Raw genomic sequence first — 18,623 nt, 5'->3', positions numbered from 1 at the left:
ATCAACTTCAAATATCAATCGGTAAAGTGAACCACCACGCCCGGTTTTACCAATTTTGCCAATTCTTCGGCATCCCAATTGGTCAAACGTATGCAACCATGGCTGGAAGTCTTGCCAATCCGTGACGGGTCGGGCGTCCCGTGAATACCGTAAGTGGGTTTTGAAAGAGCTATCCAGACGGTGCCGACCGGTCCGTTGGGGCCGGGGGGAATTGTGAGAATTTCGTTGTTACTTCCCTGTTTGAAATTGACTTTGGGGTTATAAGTATAATTCGGGTTAAAGGCTATTCGTTCAACTTGTACAGTACCGGAAGGCGAGGGATTATCAGTGGAGCCGATTGTTGCCGGATAAGCCACAACAAGACGGCCTTCCGCGTTATAGCCGCGCACTTGTTTGCGAGCCTTGTCGGCAACAATGCGTACGACACTTTCCCGCTTTGGTAAAACGAGATTGGGAACTTTGATTGTTTCACCAACACGGGAAAAACGGGCTTGCGGATTGAGCTGTTGCAGATAATTTTCATCAATATGGAAGCGTTCTGCCAACATTTCCCTGACCGAAGTATAAGCCATAGCAGGCATTTGTGCTTTCATTGCATAGTCGGCGGGAATTGAAGACGCATAATGCCGGTTAACATCGCTTTCTGTAATTGTATATTGTGTAAAGGCCGGACCGCCGGTTGCTTGCAATGCCGAATCAAGCCGTTGCTTGTCGTTGGGGTCAATGAAACGACCACTGATTTCGCTTGCGGCGGCGGCTGCTTTATCAAAATTGCTTCCAACCTGTCCGTCAATTGCCCCCGGTGAAGAGCCAAGCCGATCCATCAGAATTTGCACAGCTGCTATCGTTTCACGCCCTTTGGGAACATTGATTGCAGGCGTATGTTCGGACGGAGTATCGCCGGTCTGATAATGCGGGGTATTTTTGCGATAGTTAGGCGAATTATTTTGCCTGCTGCCGCGATAGGGCCTTGCGTCAGGCGCTTCCGGTACATCCTGATCGTATGGTGCTCCGCCTTCTACCGGCCCCTGATTATTTGTTTCATAAGGCGGAGGGGTTAGCCCGTGCGGGTAGTTTTGCGGTTCTTCAACACGCACAACCTGTCCACGTTCGTCGACATAGATCCGTCGCCCGTATTGATCCTGATAAATGCGCAATTGCTGGCTATGGCGCGGCGCATCGGCGGGGTCATAAAGCTGTGCCAGCCGGATTATTTCATCTTTTTCAACTTCGCTTGCAAAAACAGGAGTTATTGATGTGACAAAAATAGTAAAAGCCAAACAAGAACCGGAAGAAATTTGAAACATTATGAACCGCGCAAATCTATTGTCATAAATTCGTTTAAATCAAAGAACCCGTTTTCTAGACCAAATTGGAGGCAGGAAAAAGGCAGCCTTTATTCTGTGTGCCGTCACATTATTCAAACAATGTCGACTGTTATCGAATATCCGGACTGAAACGGCGTTCAAAAGAGAACAGTTTTTTATTCTCATTATTTAGAGAACCGGAATGCACTGAATTTATAGGTTTGGAACGCACCGAGCGCGATATTTTGAATTGTTATTCCCCGATATGTATTTGGCACATGCATTTTTGAAATTCGGGAAGATTTTCCCGTCTCTCCTGACCGGATAATTGCTTTTGCCGAATTGCAGCGAAGTCATCTTCCGATTTTTTCGCAAATGATTCACGCATTGCTTTTTAACGATGACCGGTAACAATAGTGATGAAAGATGATCGGTAACAATGCCGAAATTTCAAGAAGGAAGGTTACTGGTGCTGCGAGAGAGGATTGAACTCTCGACCTCTCCCTTACCAAGGGAGTGCTCTACCACTGAGCTACCGCAGCCAATAAAAACAGTTTTCGGGCGGCGTTCTGCCACATTGTAAAGAAATAGGCAAGCGTACATTCACTTTTCTCGTAAGAAAAATCGGGATAATATTCTTTGTCTGGCAATTTTTTTTACATGGTGTTATGCCGGAAGCGTTTTTTAACAAAATTCAACAGGTTTGAAGGATGGCAGATTCGATTGCCCAGGAACGTCGCCAGAAACGGCTGGCTCAACAATTGCGCGCCAATCTCGTTCGGCGCAAGCAGCAAGCGCGCGGGCGCGATGAAGTGCGTGAAAACACCGGACATGAAAAGGCGGAAGAGCTGAAACATTCTTCGACAGAATAATTCCGGATTGGCCGGATCCGGCGGTTCAGCCGGATTTGTCGGATCAATTTGCCACTGCCGGTTTAATCTTGTAAAAGCCGGGCTTGTCTTGTCGGATGTGCCCGGTTGTGTTTTATGCCGGTTGTGTGTGACGTTAAGTGCGTATCAGGTCCCGTTTGTGCCATGATTTATTTTTAAAGAACAAACGGAAACCGGTATATCCGGCTACCAACAGGAAAAACAAAGAAAGGCCTTGCGGAATGGATCGTATTAAAATTATCGGCGGGAACCGTTTAAATGGGGTTATACCCATTTCAGGTGCAAAAAATGCAGCATTGCCGTTGATGATTGCCTCTTTGCTTACCGATGATACGTTGACACTGGATAATGTTCCCCACCTTGCCGATGTCGAGCAGCTTATCAGAATTCTGGGCAATCATGGTGTCGATTATTCGGTAAATGGCCGCCGCCAACATCAGGATGGAGCCTATTCCCGAACGGTCCATTTTACGGCACGACAGATTGTGACAACCCGTGCACCTTACGAGCTTGTCTCGAAAATGCGGGCAAGTTTCTGGGTTATTGCACCATTGGTTGCCCGCATGGGAGAAGCTTGCGTTTCGCTCCCCGGTGGCTGCGCAATCGGTACCCGTCCGGTTGATTTTATCCTTCAAGGGCTTGAAGCACTTGGCACAGAAATCAATATCGAGAATGGTTATGTCCATGCCAAAGCGCCAAAAGGGCTGCGGGCTGCCGAATTTACTTTTCCGAAGGTAACTGTCGGAGGCACTCACACCATGCTGATGGCAGCATGTCTGGCAAGAGGCGATACTGTTTTACACAATGCGGCTTGCGAACCGGAAGTTGTCAACCTTGCCGAATGCCTTAATGCAATGGGAGCAAAAATCAAAGGTGCCGGAACCCCGACGATTTATATCGAAGGCGTCGAGGGGCTTTCTGGCGCACGCGTCAAAGTTATTTCCGATCGTATTGAAGCCGGTACCTATGCCATGGCGGTTGCCATGACAGGGGGTGATGTCATGCTGAAAGACGCACGCCCCGATTATTTGCGTTCGGTACTCGATACGCTTTCCAAAACCGGACTTGAAATAAAGGAAAGTGATGAGGGAATACGGGTTGCAAGAAACGGCCTTGACATTGTTCCGACCGATATAGAAACCCAGCCATTTCCAGGCTTCCCGACAGATTTGCAAGCGCAATTTATGGGGTTGATGACACGTGCAAAAGGTGTTTCGCACATCACCGAGACAATTTTTGAAAACCGGTTCATGCACGTTCAGGAACTTGCCCGACTTGGAGCCCATATTTCGCTTGTGGGGCAAACGGCAACGGTTGAAGGTGTCGACCGTCTATTAGGTGCGCAGGTTATGGCAACCGATTTGCGCGCTTCGGTTTCTCTCGTCATAGCCGGACTTGCAGCCGAAGGGGAAACAACGGTCAATCGTGTTTATCACCTCGACCGCGGCTTCGAGCGTCTGGAAGAAAAACTTTCAAATTGTGGTGCACAGATTGAACGCATCAGTGGATAATGACAATATCTTTCTTGTCGACAGAAGGATAATATAAAACTAAAATAGGTTGGTAAGATGCCACTTTTGAAATTGATAGCCATGGATGATGAGGATTTGGAGGTCTTGTCGGCGCATTTGCAGGATGCTGTTGTCAAGGTTGGCGATCTTGACTGGCGCAGTAATGAAAAGCGTTTTATCGCGGCACTCAACCGTTTTGCATGGGAAGAACAGATGAAGGGGGGCTTTTTTTCGCGTGCAAAAACCGGAGAACGCCACCGCACAGCTCTTCGTTTCGATCGTGTTTTGAGTGTCAAAAGCCGTGGTTTCAATCGCGACAAAAAAGACAATGTTTTGTCACTTCTGACGATGCAATTCCAGCCAACACTTCCTCCTGCCGGTATTGTAACGCTGATTTTTTCCGGTGAAGCGGCTATCCGCCTTGAAGTGGAATGTATTGAAGCACAATTGACCGACCTTGGTCCCGTATGGCAAGCCAAGGCCAACCCCCATCACAGATAGTTTTTTCGACAGGAAAAAGAATGGTTCAAATTCTTCGTCAGACATCGACAAATTTTGAAAACGAGTTTCGTGTATTCCTTGATTCAAAACGGGAAGTTTCCCAAAGCGTTGATGATACAGTCCGCACCATTATTCAAACTGTTCGGGAACAGGGTGATAAAGCGCTGATCGACTATTCGGCAAAATTCGATCGCGTGGATTTAAAAGAAAAAGGGCTGAAAATCAGCGAGGAAGAAATTGATGAAGCGGTCAAGCTTGTTCCGTCAAAGACTCTTGATGCGCTGAAGCTTGCCCATGACCGTATTGCTGTTTACCACCGGAAACAATTGCCGAAGGATGAACGGTTTGTAGATCCTCTCGGTGTCGAACTCGGTTGGCGCTGGACAGCCGTCCAATCGGTCGGGCTTTATGTGCCGGGTGGTACGGCAAGTTATCCGAGTTCGGTTTTGATGAACGCTGTTCCGGCTAAAGTGGCCGGTGTCGAGCGTATTGTTATGGTGGTTCCGACACCGGATGGCCAGCTCAATCCGCTGGTTCTTGCCGCAGCCAAACTTGGCGGTGTCAGCGAGATTTATCGTGTTGGCGGGGCGCAAGCGGTGGCAGCTCTTGCCTATGGTACAAAAACCATAAAGCCGGTGGCAAAAATTGTCGGCCCCGGTAATGCCTTCGTTGCTGCTGCCAAAAGACAGGTTTTCGGCAAAGTCGGTATCGATATGATTGCCGGTCCCTCGGAAGTTCTCGTGATTGCCGATAAAATGAACGATGCCGACTGGATAGCAGCCGACCTATTGGCTCAAGCCGAACATGATACAGCCGCCCAATCCATTCTGATGACCGATGACGAAGCTTTTGCAAACGATGTCATGAAGGCGGTTCAAACACAATTGACGACATTGAAACGCGGCAAAACAGCTTCTGCCAGTTGGCAGGACTTTGGCGCGGTTATTCTTGTCAATGATCTTGAAAGTGCGTTTCCGCTTGCCAATCGTATCGCGCCGGAACATCTCGAACTGGCAGTTGAAGACCCTGACCGCTTTTTGCCTTTGATACGCAATGCAGGAGCCATTTTTGTCGGGCGCTATACGCCGGAAGTGATCGGTGACTATGTAGGGGGGTCGAATCACGTATTGCCGACGGCTCGTTCAGCGAGGTTTTCATCGGGTCTTTCGGTTCTTGACTATATGAAACGCAGCTCGATTTTAAAACTTGGAGCCGATGAATTGCGCAAACTTGGCCCTTCTGCAATAGAGCTTGCCAATGCCGAAGGGCTGGAAGCCCACGGGCGGTCGGTTGCAGTAAGATTGAACCTCTAGGCTAAAAAGGGAGGGGGAATGTGGACAAGGCACGTCTAATCGATGTTGAACTTGATGAAACGATCGGGCGGTCAACGCCCGAAATAGAACATGAACGTGCTGTCGCTATTTTCGATCTGATTGAAGAAAATAGTTTCAAGCCCGTAGGCGACACTGGAACCGGCCCCTATAAGCTAAAATTGTCACTTGTCGACAGGCGGCTGGTTTTCGATATTTCCCGTGAAAATGGCGAATGGGTAACCACCCATATATTATCGCTTGGGCCGTTTCGACGCATTGTTAAAGATTATTATCTTATTTGTGATAGCTATTACGAGGCTATCCGGTCTGCAACTCCCACAAAAATTGAAGCCATTGATATGGGGCGTCGCGGTTTGCACAATGAAGGTTCGACCACTCTGGAAGAACGGCTGCGGGGGAAAATAGATATGGATTTCAAAACCGCGCGGCGCCTTTTCACCCTTCTTTGCGTTTTATACTGGAAAGGGTGACAATGATCGAAGACCGGAAGTCAACACGCCCTTCATCAGTGCTTTTTGTTTGCGGACAGAATGCGATACGCTCGCCCATTGCCGAAGCACTGACGCGCAAAATGTTTCCTGATATTTATGTCGCCTCGGCCGGCGTTGTCAAAGGTAACCGCGACCCTTTTGCAGCGGCAGTTATTGCTGAAGACGGGCTTTCCATGGAAGAACATAACCCGCGCGGGCTTGAAGAATTGTCGGATGGTTATTTTGATCTCGCTATCACACTCACCCCGCAAGCCCATCACGCAGTGCTCGAACAGATGCGCGGTTTTTCGGTTGATGTCGAATATTGGCCCACACCCGATCCGGCACTTGCAACAGGCTCGCGTGAACAAATACTCGATGCCTATCGGGATATTCGGGAAAACCTGAAGAAACGGATATTGGCGCGTTTCGGCAATAAATAGTGCCAATTTAGATAAAAACCGGCACAAACCGTTGCGCTCTTTTGATTCAGTTGTTCACAAATGGCCGAGAATAGGGTAGGTTCGCCCCAACTGGATGGACGGTATAGGCCGTTTGTCAAATTTTGATCAAAATAAACAGTCTTGAAATAGGTAATTTATGGCCAAAGAAGAAGTCTTGGAATTTTCCGGCGTGATTACAGAGCTTTTACCCAATGCGATGTTCCGCGTAAAGCTTGATAACGATCACGAAATCATCGCCCATACGGCAGGGCGTATGCGCAAGAACCGTATCAGAGTTCTCGCAGGTGACAAGGTCATGGTGGAAATGACACCTTATGACCTGACAAAGGGTAGGATCACCTACCGTTATAAATAATATGACCGAAAGTGCTGCTATGCCTGAAGAAGACTCTTTGGCGAAAGTCAAACTTGTTCTTGCTTCAGCCTCTCCGCGTCGTCTGGCATTGCTGCGGCAGATCGGGGTTTATCCCGATCATTTGCACCCTGCCGATATTGACGAAACACCGCGGCGTCTGGAACATCCGCGTTTTTTGGCGCGTAGACTGGCAAAAGAAAAAGCCGAAAGAGGCGCTGAAAAGGTTCGGGTTTTGCCGGATCTCGAAAATGCTCTGGTGCTTGCTGCCGATACAGTTGTTGCAGTGGGGCGCAGAATTCTTCCCAAACCGGTTGACGAAGATGAAGCGCGTGAATGTTTGCGGCTTCTTTCAGGGCGCACCCACAAAGTTTATACCGGTGTCTGTCTTATTAATGCCAAAGGTAAAAGCCACCATAAGCTTGTTGAAAGCAGAGTACGTTTCGAGCGCCTTGGACGGGCGGTTATCGAAGCTTACTTGCAATCCGGCGAATGGCAAGGAAAAGCAGGCGGGTATGCTATTCAGGGCAGGGCCGGTTGTTTTGCCCTGCAAATATCCGGTTCATATAGCGGTATTGTCGGCTTGCCGCTTGCCGAAACAGTTGAATTGTTGACGACACAGAATTATCCCGTATTTGAACATTGGCAGAAAGATGAGGTCTGAAAATGGCTACGTCGAAAAATGGCGAGGTTTCAGAAACTGCAAAAGTATATCCTTTGCGTTCGCCCAGACCATGTCCGGAATGTGGTAAACCTTCAATCCGTGAAGCCTATCCGTTCTGTTCGGAGCGTTGCCGGTCAATCGACCTTAACCGCTGGCTGAAAGGTGCTTATATATTGCCGGGAAAGCCATTCAACAACGCGGATGAACAAGAATGAATATGATAAAGCCGGTTGCTATTTTTGACGCGGGCATTGGTTCTTATGCCATTGTTGATCTGTTACATAGAAAACAACCACAACGCGACATTATCTATTTTGCCGATCGGGCCAATTTCCCTTACGGGAAAAAAACAGCCGGAGAGCTTACCGATATAATGAAGTTGACCTTCAAACGGTTGATGCATTACGACCCTTCCGCCATCATTATCGCTTCAAATGCGCCGTCTATTATGGTGTTCGACGATGTGAAAGAGTGCTGCCCTGTGCCGCTTTATGGGGTATTTCCGCCACTTGAAGAAGCAGAAAGAAAAAGCCGGAGCGGTCACGTGGCAATTATGGGGGTTGCTTCTATGGTTGCAAGCCCCATGGGGAGAGCATTTGTGAAGAAACACAGCAAACGTCCGGAAAATGTCGCCCTCGTCAATGCGTCTTCTATGGTCGAGCTGGTGGAAAGCGGCACTTTCCTGTTTGATCCTCTAAAGACACAAGCCGAAGTCGACCGTTTCATGGCCGATTTGTTGGAACAATATCCGGCCGTTGATACGTGCACACTTTCAAGCACCCATTTGCCGTGGCTCAAAAGCTTTTTTGAAAAAGCAGCGCCACAATGCTGTTTTCTTGATCCAGCCGAAAGCGTTATTGCCAAACTTGGAAAAAGCGAAGAGGGAAGCGGTTTTATTCAAGGGCTGGTAACCGAGAGCGCCGGTTATGGTGTTCAGGACTTTAAAAATATGCTGGGAAAACTTGGTATTACAATTCCTCTGGATATTATTCCGGCAAATGAAAGCCAGACTTTTTCCAAATAAAAGCGCTTGTTTTTATTTCTTTTCAGAGAGCACATTTTGTTTGTCGGCTTGACTATTTTTGATCTTGTCGAATTTCACCGTCAATACCATATCAGGTAACGAGTACGGCTTGCCTTAACGGGAGTCTGTCACTTCAAGCCCATAAGGCCATTTATGGATTGTGGGAAAAGGAGACGAGAATGAATTTAGAAAAATATACCGAGCGCGTGCAGGGGTTCCTACAATCTGCACAAAATTTTGCCTTATCGTCTGATAATCAGCAGTTTTTTCCGGAACATTTGTTAAAGGTGTTGCTAGACGACAATGAAGGCCTTTGTGCATCGTTGATAGAGAAGGCCGGTGGCAACGTAAAAGCTGCAAAAGACGCATTGGCTACGGCACTTTCGGCATTGCCCAAGGTGAGTGGTGGCAATGGCCAGCTTTATATGTCGGAAGCATTGGCAAAGGTTTTTACGAAAGCCGAAGAACTGGCTGAAAAAGCAGGAGACAGCTTTGTAACGGTCGAACGGCTTTTACAGGCTTTGCTGATGGAGCCGAAAGCGAAAACAGCAGAAATTCTTTCAAAAAGTGGGGTTACGCCAACGGCGTTAAACAAGGCGATCAACGAGATGAGAAAAGGACGCACAGCTGATTCGGCCAATGCCGAAGCGCAGTATGACGCATTGAAGAAATATGCGCGTGATCTGACAAAGGATGCGCGCGAGGGGAAACTTGATCCGGTCATCGGGCGTGATGAAGAAATCCGCCGGACAATTCAGGTCCTGTCAAGGCGCACCAAAAACAATCCGGTGCTGATAGGTGAACCAGGCGTTGGTAAAACAGCTATTGTCGAAGGGCTTGCATTGCGTATTATCAATGGTGATGTTCCCGAAACATTGCGTGATAAATCGCTTTTGGCTCTCGATATGGGGGCATTGATTGCCGGTGCAAAATATCGTGGCGAGTTTGAAGAGCGCCTGAAAGCGGTTTTGACCGAAGTTCAGGCTGCAAATGGCGAAATTATTCTGTTCATTGATGAAATGCACACATTGGTCGGTGCCGGTAAATCGGATGGCGCAATGGATGCGTCGAACCTTTTAAAACCGGCTCTTGCCCGTGGTGAACTGCATTGTGTCGGTGCGACGACTCTCGAAGAATATCGCAAATATGTTGAAAAGGACGCGGCTCTTGCACGTCGTTTCCAGCCGGTCTTTGTCGACGAGCCGACGGTTGAAGACACGATTTCTATTCTGCGTGGCATTAAAGAAAAATACGAGCAACATCATAAAGTCCGGATTTCCGACTCGGCTCTTGTTGCTGCGGCAACTTTGTCGAATCGTTATATTACCGACCGGTTTTTGCCCGATAAAGCAATTGACCTTATTGATGAAGCGGCTTCAAGGCTGCGTATGCAGGTTGATTCCAAACCGGAAGAACTCGATGAAATTGACCGCCGTGTCATGCAGTTGAAGATCGAGCGGGAAGCTTTGAAAGCCGAAACCGATCCTGCCTCGAAAGATCGTTTGGAAAAACTCGAAGATGAATTGGTCGAGCTTGAAGAACAATCGCATGAAATCACAGCAAAATGGCAATCGGAAAAACAGAAACTGGGTCATGCTGCCGAATTGAAGAAACAATTGGAAGCAGCACGCAACAATCTGGCTATTGCACAACGTAACGGTGAATACCAAAAAGCCGGTGAACTTTCCTACAGCATCATTCCGCAATTGGCTAAACAATTGGAAGAGGCTGAAAGTCAGGAAAATCACGGTTCAATTCTGGAAGAAACCGTCACACCCGATCACATTGCACAAGTTGTATCGCGCTGGACCGGTATTCCGGTTGACAGCATGCTTGAAGGCGAGCGTGAGAAACTTCTGAGAATGGAAGACGAGCTTGCCAAACGCGTTGTCGGACAGGGCGAAGCAATACAGGCTGTTTCGCGGGCGGTACGTCGTGCACGTGCGGGCTTGCAAGACCCGAACAGGCCGATTGGTTCGTTCATTTTCCTGGGGCCAACAGGTGTTGGTAAAACAGAACTCACCAAGGCTCTGGCAAAATTCCTGTTTCAGGACGAAACCGCAATGGTTCGTATCGACATGTCGGAATATATGGAAAAGCATTCGGTTGCCCGTTTGATTGGTGCTCCTCCGGGATATGTCGGTTATGAAGAAGGCGGTGCTTTGACAGAAGCGGTTCGTCGTCGGCCCTATCAGGTCATTCTGTTCGATGAAATTGAAAAAGCCCATCCGGATGTTTTCAACGTTCTTTTACAAGTGCTTGATGATGGCCGCTTGACCGATGGGCAGGGGCGCACAGTCGATTTCCGCAATACGCTCATCATTATGACATCGAATCTGGGTGCCGAATATTTGACAGCACTTGACGATAATGACGAAGCCGAGAAAGCCCGTGACGATGTTATGGCAGTGGTTAAAGCTGCATTCAGACCGGAATTTCTCAACCGTGTTGACGAAATCATCCTGTTCCACCGGTTGCACCGGAAAGAAATGGGAGCCATTGTCGACATCCAGTTGCAACGTTTGCAATCATTGTTGTCAGACCGGAAGATCAAACTGGTTATTGATGATAGTGCTCGTGAATTTCTTGCCGACAAGGGTTATGACCCGGCTTATGGTGCACGGCCGCTTAAACGGGTTATCCAGAGAGAAGTTCAGGATCCGCTCGCTGAGAGGTTGCTGATCGGTGATATTCTTGATGGTTCGACAGTCAATATATCCCGTGGTTCCGATCGCTTGATCTTTACGCCAACGCCAACGCATCCGGTCGATGAGGCAAAAGTTGAAGAAAAAGTTGCCGAAAAGACCGAAGAGGCGGGTGATGGAAAAACTTCCAATGCAAACCGTAAAACAGACAAGAAATAAGATCATGAGATGATGAAAAGGCCGCTTTTTGAAGCGGCCTTTTCTTTTGAATAGAATTTGAAATCTTTTTATTGTGCGGGCTGGCTTTGTGGTGTCGGTTCTTCAACCGGCTGTTTGGCAACCGGCGATGTATCAACCGTGATTCCGGCAACCAGATGCCCTTGGCGATAATCGTAAATCACAAGTTCCGTATTGCCTTCAGGTGTCAATGTTTCAAGCGCAATCATATCGTTCGACAGGCTCTGCGAGAGAATGCGGGTTCCTTGTGGAAGGGCAATCGAACGCCGGATAAATTCCGGAACGGCTGGCTGTGTTGTTTTGGCTTCAGAGGGCGCATCGGTTTCTGCACCGGGAACGGGACTAGCCTCTGTTTTGCTGACTTCAGTCGGTGTTTTTTCTGAAGGTGAAGATGTCACTTTATAAATGACCGCCGCCAGAATAATCAAAATCAGAACGATTGTTATTCCGATTGAAATCATCATCAAACGCATAAGTTTGCGTCTTACTTTTTCAACTGCAGGGTCTAATTGCGCTTGTGGCTGTGTTGGTTGCTGATTATAGGGATCCTGATAATCCATATCGTCGTAACCTGACTGGTAATCATCGCGCATTGAACATTCTCCATTGATAGTGCACCGCATTTACGAGTTTCGAGGTGATCTTTCAATGGAAAATATATTTTTTAGTCCGTGGTATATAAAGTGTTAAGGGGAAAGATAAACCGGAAACGGAAAGTCAAATCCGGTTATCAGGCAAGATTTTATTGAAATCAGGCAGTCGGCTTATTGGTTACCGGTTTACCCGCCACCGGTTTTTCAAGTTTTTCAAGTGGCACAGTGAGCTCTTCTTCTTCACTGTCCTCGTTGGAAAGCTCGACAATGAAATCGCCATTCTGGTCGACCCGCCAATAAATACTCAAATCTCCGTTGATAAAGTCCGGATCGGATTTGATACATTTACCGAAAACCATCTCGTTTGTCTGTCCAACACGGCTGACCGCAGGCAAAAGCGCTGCTTCGCAAGCTTCGTGTGTCGGAAAAACCTTGACCATATCATCAGAGGCATTGCAGGCAGAAAAACCATCTGTACAGGAAACAAGCAACATGACAGCAATGACGGAATTCATAATTGACCCCTTCAGAAAAGATACAGTATTGAACGGCTGGATTTACGTTTGTTTTATAATTAATAAACGGTTGATCCGGTTATTTGTTCCAGAACAAAACATATTTCATAAAAAGGTTTGAATTTGGCGCGCAAGAACCGCTATCCTTTTAAGCAGGATATTAAAAAATTTCTGTGAGCGCGAATGCGATCAGCCGTAAAAATCAAAATAGGTATCAGGCAAAGTCAGATGATAAACGACACCGTCATCGGTAAATTCGAGACTTGCTGTTCCATCGACAGAAACCGGAACAATTTTTTCGAGAACTGCGCTGCCGAAACAGGCCTTGCGATCATCGTCCAGGGTTTGATCGGGTGAAAAAACTTCATACCAGGAAATATAAAGGTGGGAAGGCTGCCCTTTATCCTTGCTGATCCGGCTTGTCACACGTATCGAACCGTCAGGTCTGGAGAGAGCACCATAAGAAAGAGAATTGATGATAAGTTCGTGAAACGCCAAACCGATGTGCAAGGCTGCACCAGGGAACAAATAGGGATCTTCTCCCTCGATCGTAAAGCGTTTATGTTCGCTCCCGAGGTAGCTTGAAGCCTGGCTTAAAAAAAGCTCCCTGAAATGCGCACCGCGCCAATCCGAATCTGTGACCAGATCTTGCGAATGCGACAAGGATTGTATGCGTCCCTGAAACTTCTTTAAAAATGTTTGCAATGAATCGGTATAACGGGCAGTCTGGCCGGCCACGCTCTGGATAATGGCTAAAAGATTTTTTGAACGGTGGCTTACTTCTCTCAATAAAGCTTTGAGTACCTGCTCGCGTCGCCGTAATTCTGTTACATTGACGCCCGTCGTCAATAAACCGATAATTTCTCCCTGATCGTTGCGATGACAATCGATAGAAAATTTATACCACAAAATCCGGTTCGAGCTATTTTCAAAGCGCGCTTCTAATGTTTGCATCTTGCCTGTTGCAAGAACCTGCGATTTTACAGTTTTCATATTATCGGCGAGTGTTTCGGATAGAAAATCCGATTCACGGCATCCGGCAAACCACTTGTTCGCGAGTATATCAGGCAAATTTTCAGCCCAATGATAGATAAAATCGGGCGTTTGATAGAGTACAAAAATATCGGCTCCGTGAATGGCCTGTGCCAAGGCACTCACATGCAATCTTTCAACGGCAGGTGCTGATCGGGGAGCCGATGTCATAAGAAACGAATAACCTTTTGTCTGAGATAGTTCTGAAGCTTCACTTTTGTTACTTCCGTGATGCATTTTCTTGGAAGAAAAGCGCTTGCGAGATCAACGCTTTGACCATATCGGGATTGAAAGGCTTGGTTACAAGGAATGTCGGTTCGGGCCGCTCACCTGTGAGGAGACGTTCGGGAAATGCGGTAATAAAGATGACCGGAACTTCATCGGTTTCCAGAATGTCATTGACCGCATCAATGCCCGAACTGTTATCGGCAAGTTGAATATCCGCCAGAACCATTCCGGGTTTTTCCTTTTTGAACAGTGAAACCGCTTCGTCACGTGTACGTGCAATGCCGACCACCTGGTGACCAAGCGATTCAACCAGTTGCTCGATATCCATAGCAATTAACGGTTCATCTTCAATAATAAGGATGCGTGTTGCGACCTGTTCGGAAATATCACTCGAAGCATCATTCAGCAATTTTCTGAATTCTTGAGCATCGACATTCATAATTTTCATAGCTTCTTTATCGCTGAAACCTTCAACAGCGATGAGCAGAAATGCCTGACGGGCCTTGGGAGTGAGATAGGAAAGTTTTGCATTTGCCTTCTGCTCGACACCGAATTGCGGCAATGGCTCTGCAATATTAGGCGTTGTCTGATCGAATAATTCACAAAACAACCGATAAACGCTTATGCGGTCGGAAGATGTGTCAGGGAAAATCGAAATGTCGGCAATTAATGCTTCAAGCATAGCTGCAACATAGGCGTCACCCGAAGTTTGAGATCCGGTAACGGCACGCGCAAATCTTCTCAAGTAAGGTAGATGCGGTGCAATACGCGTTGATAAGGTCATATAAGAACTCCTTCTGCCCCTGAAAGTGTACCCGCATGAGGGTGTGTTTGGAAGATTAATTCATGAATAATAAAAAAGTTCCAGCCCCTTGGAACTTTTTACTCACTTCTATATTCTTTAAGGTAAGTGTATTTTTTTACACTCTTTATAAATTAACGGATGGCGTCATTTTTAAGGGACTTAAGATGGATGATGGCAAGGAAAAAAACGGTTCCGAGAATTTCGGTCCGCAAGATGATCTGCTTGGATCCAATAGCGAAATAGCGGTTAAGTTGCGGCAGTTTTATACAGCTCTTCAGGAAGAAGAAATACCGGAAAAATTTCTCGATCTTCTTGAAAAGCTTGATAAAGCCGAACAAGGCAGCCAAAATTGATATGGGAAAGTGAAACCCATGAGCCCGCATAATCCTGATTTCAAACGTGAACTTCTTTCAATTTTACCGTCTCTGCGCGCTTTTGCCGTGTCTTTGAGTGGTCAGCACGATAAAGCCGACGACCTTGTTCAAGACACCATTATGAAAGCTTGGGCAAAGCAGGACAGTTTCGAAATCGGAACAAATATGAAAGCTTGGTTATTCACGATTTTGAGAAACGAGTTTTTCAGTCAAATGCGTAAAAAAGGCCGTGAAGTGCAGGACAGCGAAGGCGTTTTCACTGAAAATGTCGCTGTTCATCCTGCACAATACGGTTCCCTTGATTTACAAGATTTCAGAAAAGCTCTGGACCAATTGCCCGACGACCAGAAAGAAGCCATCATCCTTATTGGTGCTTCCGGCTTTTCTTATGAAGATACAGCAGAAATTTGCGGTTGTGCTGTCGGCACAATAAAAAGCCGTGTCAGCCGCGCGCGTACCCGTCTACAGGAATTATTGGGCGTTAACGGTCAATCGGATTATGGTCCCGACGCCAATTCGGCAGCCGCAACAATGCGCTCGTTTACGAATAACTGACAGGCGGAACAAACAGGCTTGCCGGAATTTTTCCGGTGAGAGAGGCTAGAGGCTGTATTGCTAAAAGCAACTCGCGGAACCGCCTAGCTATCTTATTATGATAGAATTGGAATTTATAATAGGATTGGCATCGGAAGCCCATAATATCAAACCCGCCAGTTGAAAGCGGGGTTCAGTTATTCCGGTGTTGTTGCCGGAACGGTTCCGCAAACGGGAAGTGAAAAATTGGTCATCTGCCCAATTGTTGACGAATGGAAAATCATTTTTCGATTTCCTGCAATATATCGTGAATTTTTGATTGGCCGGTGAGCCGTAAACGCAGCTTCAAACTGCGCGAGTGCCATTCATTTTAATAAATCCAAAACAGGTTCTGTCGAATCAATATAAGAAATAATCTGCGACGTTTACAATTTTTAAGCTCACCCGATATGATAAAAAAAATCCGGTGAGCCGGTTTATAGCGGTCTAAAGCAGTTTCCTGTCAAATGTCGGAACGTGGATTTCGCACTTTATCGTCGGAAGTGACCGTTGCTGCAAGCTTCTGATCGTCCTGTCCGTTGATAAGAGCCTCCAATTTGTTGCGATCACGTTTGAATGCTTCCAGATCTTTTCCGTGTAACGACTTCGCATCGGGCAGACGAATTCGCATCGGATCTACTTTGGTGTTGTTGACAGAAACTTCAAAGTGGCAGTGAGGTCCCGTTGCAAGACCGCTTGATCCGACATAGCCGATAATCTGCCCCTGACGAACTTTTGCTCCGACTTTGATACCGGGAGCGAAGCTGTTCTGATGGGCATAGGATGTGACATATCCGTTAGCATGACGGATTTCGGTTTGATTGCCATAACCGCGAACGGGGCCTGCTTTCGTTACAACACCGTCACCGGCTGCAACAATGGGAGATCCCCTCGGCGCACTCCAATCGACGCCGGTATGCATTCTGACATAACCGAGAACGGGATGTCTTCTTGGCCCGAATGGCGAGCGGAAGATAGCGTTGGGGACAGGCTTTCTTAACAGAAATTGTTTCGAGCTGCGGCCTTGCGAATCATAATAATCAATTGTTCCGTCAGTTGAACGGAAGCGATAATATTTACGTGTAACGCCGCCGAATGTAGCACTGACAAAGCGAATCTCCGGTTCGGAACTGTCTTCCTCGTCTTTTCCCGGAGTCGCATAAAAGACTTCCAATGTATCGTTTGGCGAAACGCGATCTTCAAGGTCGACATCATTGGCCATGACGCGAATAAGTTGTCGGGCAGTCGTCAACGGCATATCATAACTCAAAACCGACCGGTAAATTGCATCATAGATTGTCGGTAAATTGGAAGCATTAATATGGGTGAGCGGTACGCCCCCCTCGAAAGCGGTTTTCAGAATCGGAGTCATTTCCGGTTCGTTGCTTTTTATAAATTCGTTTTTGTCGTTCAAAGAAATGGAAAGCACATGATGCATACCGTGATAAATGCTTGCACGCACGAGATGATCTTCCGACGCCGAATTGGTTTCGATACCGATTCGCAAGACATTTCCGGCATGAAGTGTGTCTGAGCCGTTGAAACGGGTTAGCGCTTGAGCAAGCCTGTCGGCATCATCGCCTTCGTAATTGGCATCATTCAACGCGTTGATAATAGTTTGCGTTTTTCTGAAAGGAATAATGTCTTCGGCATATTCGTCATAATTGTCGGCTTGGGCCACACGTGGCGAAACGCTTACATTTTCCTGTATGATCTTGACATCCGGCATTTCGGAAAATTTCACTGAACCGAAATGCCCTAATTGGGCAGGGTCAAGATAATGAAGTGCGGCGACACGGGTTATATTGTCTCCCAGAACAAATCCGGCAGAGCGTATATTTTGTTCGGCTTGTTCGGTGGTCAAACTATCAGCGTCGTCAAAAGAAGCCGAATTCACATCAAAGTCGACACTGTGAAGTGTAATTTCTGTTTCAACTTTGGTTCCATAAATTTGCAGGCTGTTTTCCGGCTTTTCGCCTTGCTTGACTGTTTGATCGGCAAAAATCGTCAATGCATTAAACGGCGGATATTTCAAATTACCGGGGCGATCTTCAGCAAGCGCCATACGTACCAGTTCAAAAGGCTGGGTGCGAATGACTTCCTTTTCACCTTGCTTTTGCATGATCGATAAATCGAAATGCCGCCGGTCATCAAAGTTCTTTCTTGGCACCACTTGGGCAATCCGGTCGACTTTCTTTTCTTCTGATTCTTCAGCCTCGATTGTCGGTAGTTCCGACTGCGTCATCAATTCCGGTGGTGTCGCGAGTTGTTCGCGCCCATCAAGTGCCACAAACAAAGCAACCCCCATCAATGTACATGAGGTAACACCGGTCAGAATCGTGCCTGCCAACCAACGGATAGAAATTTGTCGACGATCAGGCTGCCGGCGCCCGTCCGTGACAAGCGCAGGTTCCTCTCCGGGATCATTGGTAAAACGTCGATCTTCTAACATTAATTCAGCAAATGGTTTCCACGAACAAAAAAAGCAATATCCGTTTCTTGATTTCTTTAAAGCCTAGCCGTTGTAATTATGAAAGCGTCGGTAAAGACAATAACTGTGCCATAGCGAACCCAAAAAGAAAAGTCCAAGAGCATGACCGCCTTTAAAAATATAATCACCCTCTAATGAGAAAAGCACATTATAAGAACAATCACAGACCGACCCAAAAAAGAAACCGGAACTACGAGTTCCGGCAATCTAAAGAACGAATGCGGCCAGTTTTTGGCCGTTGAATGAACCTAATTACACGATTTCTGCACGATAAGCGTTAAAGTGCCCCGCGAAACCGGCAGTTTTGTTCGGTTTTATGAAAAAAAATCAAAAAAATGAAAAAAAATGCATATTGGCTGTTGACTCTTGGAGAAAGGAAGGTCTATATGAGCGCCACAACGAGGGCGGTACGCCGCTGGCGACAGTGAGTTGCGCTCTTGTAAAGAACGGATGAATTAGCGGTTAGCGAGCTTTGGAAGAAGTAAGCTAAGTCCTTGAAAGAAAAGGGATAAGCGGTTAATTTATCGAGTTTGGAAACGGTAGGAATACTGTTTGATCTTTGACAAAAGAAGATAGAAGAAAGAGAAACGTGGGCGGCATAGTTCGCGGAAGC

Annotated in this window: 21 protein-coding genes and 1 tRNA gene; 13 read left to right on the top strand and 9 right to left on the bottom strand. The window is 47.0% G+C overall.

Features of this window, described 5'->3' with window-relative positions; translation table 11 throughout:
* Window positions 1-14: 14 nt before the first annotated feature.
* Both GQS64_RS00110 and GQS64_RS00105 read right to left on the bottom strand, forming a co-directional pair.
* Window positions 15-1,307 carry a L,D-transpeptidase gene (locus tag GQS64_RS00110; protein WP_077993914.1) on the bottom strand — a complete coding sequence of 431 codons (1,293 nt, stop codon included), beginning with the start codon at window positions 1,305-1,307 and terminating at the stop codon, window positions 15-17.
* 467 nt (window positions 1,308-1,774) lie between these two features.
* A tRNA-Thr gene (locus tag GQS64_RS00105) sits at window positions 1,775-1,849 on the bottom strand.
* Window positions 1,850-2,017: 168 nt separating this feature from the next.
* Between GQS64_RS00105 and GQS64_RS00100 the strand changes: the two genes are divergently transcribed.
* The 11 genes from GQS64_RS00100 (at window position 2,018) to clpB (ending at window position 11,381) form a co-directional block, all read left to right on the top strand.
* Window positions 2,018-2,179: a hypothetical protein gene (locus tag GQS64_RS00100; protein WP_188318049.1), complete on the top strand. Its 162-nt coding sequence runs from the start codon at window positions 2,018-2,020 to the stop codon at window positions 2,177-2,179.
* 239 nt (window positions 2,180-2,418) lie between these two features.
* Entirely contained in the window at window positions 2,419-3,708 is a 1,290-nt protein-coding gene (gene murA / locus GQS64_RS00095) for a UDP-N-acetylglucosamine 1-carboxyvinyltransferase (RefSeq protein WP_077993913.1), read from the top strand.
* A gap of 57 nt (window positions 3,709-3,765) precedes the next feature.
* On the top strand, window positions 3,766-4,209 hold the full coding sequence (locus GQS64_RS00090; protein ID WP_077993911.1) for a DUF2948 family protein: 444 nt from the start codon (window positions 3,766-3,768) through the stop codon (window positions 4,207-4,209).
* A 20-nt stretch (window positions 4,210-4,229) separates the two neighbouring features.
* Window positions 4,230-5,522 carry a histidinol dehydrogenase gene (gene hisD / locus GQS64_RS00085; protein WP_198230286.1) on the top strand — a complete coding sequence of 431 codons (1,293 nt, stop codon included), beginning with the start codon at window positions 4,230-4,232 and terminating at the stop codon, window positions 5,520-5,522.
* Between the two features lie 20 nt (window positions 5,523-5,542).
* The gene (locus tag GQS64_RS00080) at window positions 5,543-6,013 is read left to right on the top strand and encodes a UPF0262 family protein (RefSeq protein WP_077993907.1); all 471 of its coding nucleotides are present in this window, start codon (window positions 5,543-5,545) and stop codon (window positions 6,011-6,013) included.
* Between the two features lie 2 nt (window positions 6,014-6,015).
* The gene (locus GQS64_RS00075; RefSeq protein ID WP_077993905.1) at window positions 6,016-6,456 is read left to right on the top strand and encodes a low molecular weight phosphatase family protein; all 441 of its coding nucleotides are present in this window, start codon (window positions 6,016-6,018) and stop codon (window positions 6,454-6,456) included.
* 157 nt (window positions 6,457-6,613) lie between these two features.
* The gene (gene infA / locus GQS64_RS00070; RefSeq protein WP_075869273.1) at window positions 6,614-6,832 is read left to right on the top strand and encodes a translation initiation factor IF-1; all 219 of its coding nucleotides are present in this window, start codon (window positions 6,614-6,616) and stop codon (window positions 6,830-6,832) included.
* A gap of 19 nt (window positions 6,833-6,851) precedes the next feature.
* The gene (locus GQS64_RS00065; RefSeq protein ID WP_188318048.1) at window positions 6,852-7,493 is read left to right on the top strand and encodes a Maf family nucleotide pyrophosphatase; all 642 of its coding nucleotides are present in this window, start codon (window positions 6,852-6,854) and stop codon (window positions 7,491-7,493) included.
* 2 nt (window positions 7,494-7,495) lie between these two features.
* Window positions 7,496-7,708, top strand: a complete 213-nt coding sequence (gene yacG / locus GQS64_RS00060; protein WP_077993896.1) for a DNA gyrase inhibitor YacG — start codon at window positions 7,496-7,498, stop codon at window positions 7,706-7,708.
* Window positions 7,705-8,517, top strand: coding sequence for a glutamate racemase (locus tag GQS64_RS00055; protein ID WP_198230285.1), 813 nt, complete (start codon window positions 7,705-7,707; stop codon window positions 8,515-8,517). The genes yacG and GQS64_RS00055 overlap by 4 nt, the downstream gene beginning before the upstream one ends.
* A gap of 179 nt (window positions 8,518-8,696) precedes the next feature.
* Window positions 8,697-11,381 carry an ATP-dependent chaperone ClpB gene (gene clpB, locus GQS64_RS00050; protein WP_198230284.1) on the top strand — a complete coding sequence of 895 codons (2,685 nt, stop codon included), beginning with the start codon at window positions 8,697-8,699 and terminating at the stop codon, window positions 11,379-11,381.
* Between the two features lie 68 nt (window positions 11,382-11,449).
* Here clpB and GQS64_RS00045 read toward each other — a convergent pair whose 3' ends face one another.
* From GQS64_RS00045 to GQS64_RS00030, 4 genes are all read right to left on the bottom strand, one after another.
* Window positions 11,450-11,992: a hypothetical protein gene (locus GQS64_RS00045; RefSeq protein ID WP_246798472.1), complete on the bottom strand. Its 543-nt coding sequence runs from the start codon at window positions 11,990-11,992 to the stop codon at window positions 11,450-11,452.
* 158 nt (window positions 11,993-12,150) lie between these two features.
* On the bottom strand, window positions 12,151-12,507 hold the full coding sequence (locus tag GQS64_RS00040) for a hypothetical protein (RefSeq protein WP_077993891.1): 357 nt from the start codon (window positions 12,505-12,507) through the stop codon (window positions 12,151-12,153).
* A gap of 189 nt (window positions 12,508-12,696) precedes the next feature.
* The gene (locus GQS64_RS00035; protein WP_077994686.1) at window positions 12,697-13,710 is read right to left on the bottom strand and encodes a sensor histidine kinase; all 1,014 of its coding nucleotides are present in this window, start codon (window positions 13,708-13,710) and stop codon (window positions 12,697-12,699) included.
* 49 nt (window positions 13,711-13,759) lie between these two features.
* A complete protein-coding gene (locus tag GQS64_RS00030) occupies window positions 13,760-14,551 on the bottom strand; it encodes a response regulator (protein WP_077993890.1) in 792 nt (263 codons plus the stop codon).
* Window positions 14,552-14,613: 62 nt separating this feature from the next.
* Between GQS64_RS00030 and GQS64_RS00025 the strand changes: the two genes are divergently transcribed.
* Together GQS64_RS00025 and GQS64_RS00020 are read left to right on the top strand one after the other, a co-directional pair.
* Window positions 14,614-14,925: a NepR family anti-sigma factor gene (locus GQS64_RS00025; protein ID WP_369805164.1), complete on the top strand. Its 312-nt coding sequence runs from the start codon at window positions 14,614-14,616 to the stop codon at window positions 14,923-14,925.
* 18 nt (window positions 14,926-14,943) lie between these two features.
* A complete protein-coding gene (locus tag GQS64_RS00020; RefSeq protein ID WP_077993887.1) occupies window positions 14,944-15,501 on the top strand; it encodes an RNA polymerase sigma factor in 558 nt (185 codons plus the stop codon).
* Between the two features lie 176 nt (window positions 15,502-15,677).
* Here GQS64_RS00020 and GQS64_RS00015 read toward each other — a convergent pair whose 3' ends face one another.
* The 3 genes from GQS64_RS00015 to GQS64_RS00005 form a co-directional block, all read right to left on the bottom strand.
* Window positions 15,678-15,845: a hypothetical protein gene (locus tag GQS64_RS00015; protein ID WP_198230283.1), complete on the bottom strand. Its 168-nt coding sequence runs from the start codon at window positions 15,843-15,845 to the stop codon at window positions 15,678-15,680.
* 137 nt (window positions 15,846-15,982) lie between these two features.
* Complete coding sequence (locus tag GQS64_RS00010; protein WP_198230282.1) at window positions 15,983-17,971, bottom strand: M23 family metallopeptidase; 1,989 nt, start codon at window positions 17,969-17,971, stop codon at window positions 15,983-15,985.
* Window positions 17,972-18,392: 421 nt separating this feature from the next.
* Window positions 18,393-18,623: hypothetical protein (locus GQS64_RS00005; protein ID WP_210329408.1), on the bottom strand; the 231-nt coding region annotated here is incomplete at its 5' end.

It is taken from the genome of Bartonella sp. P0282, from assembly GCF_048452985.1.
Lineage (GTDB): Bacteria > Pseudomonadota > Alphaproteobacteria > Rhizobiales > Rhizobiaceae > Bartonella > Bartonella choladocola.
This window is presented reverse-complemented; position numbering and strand designations above follow the sequence as displayed.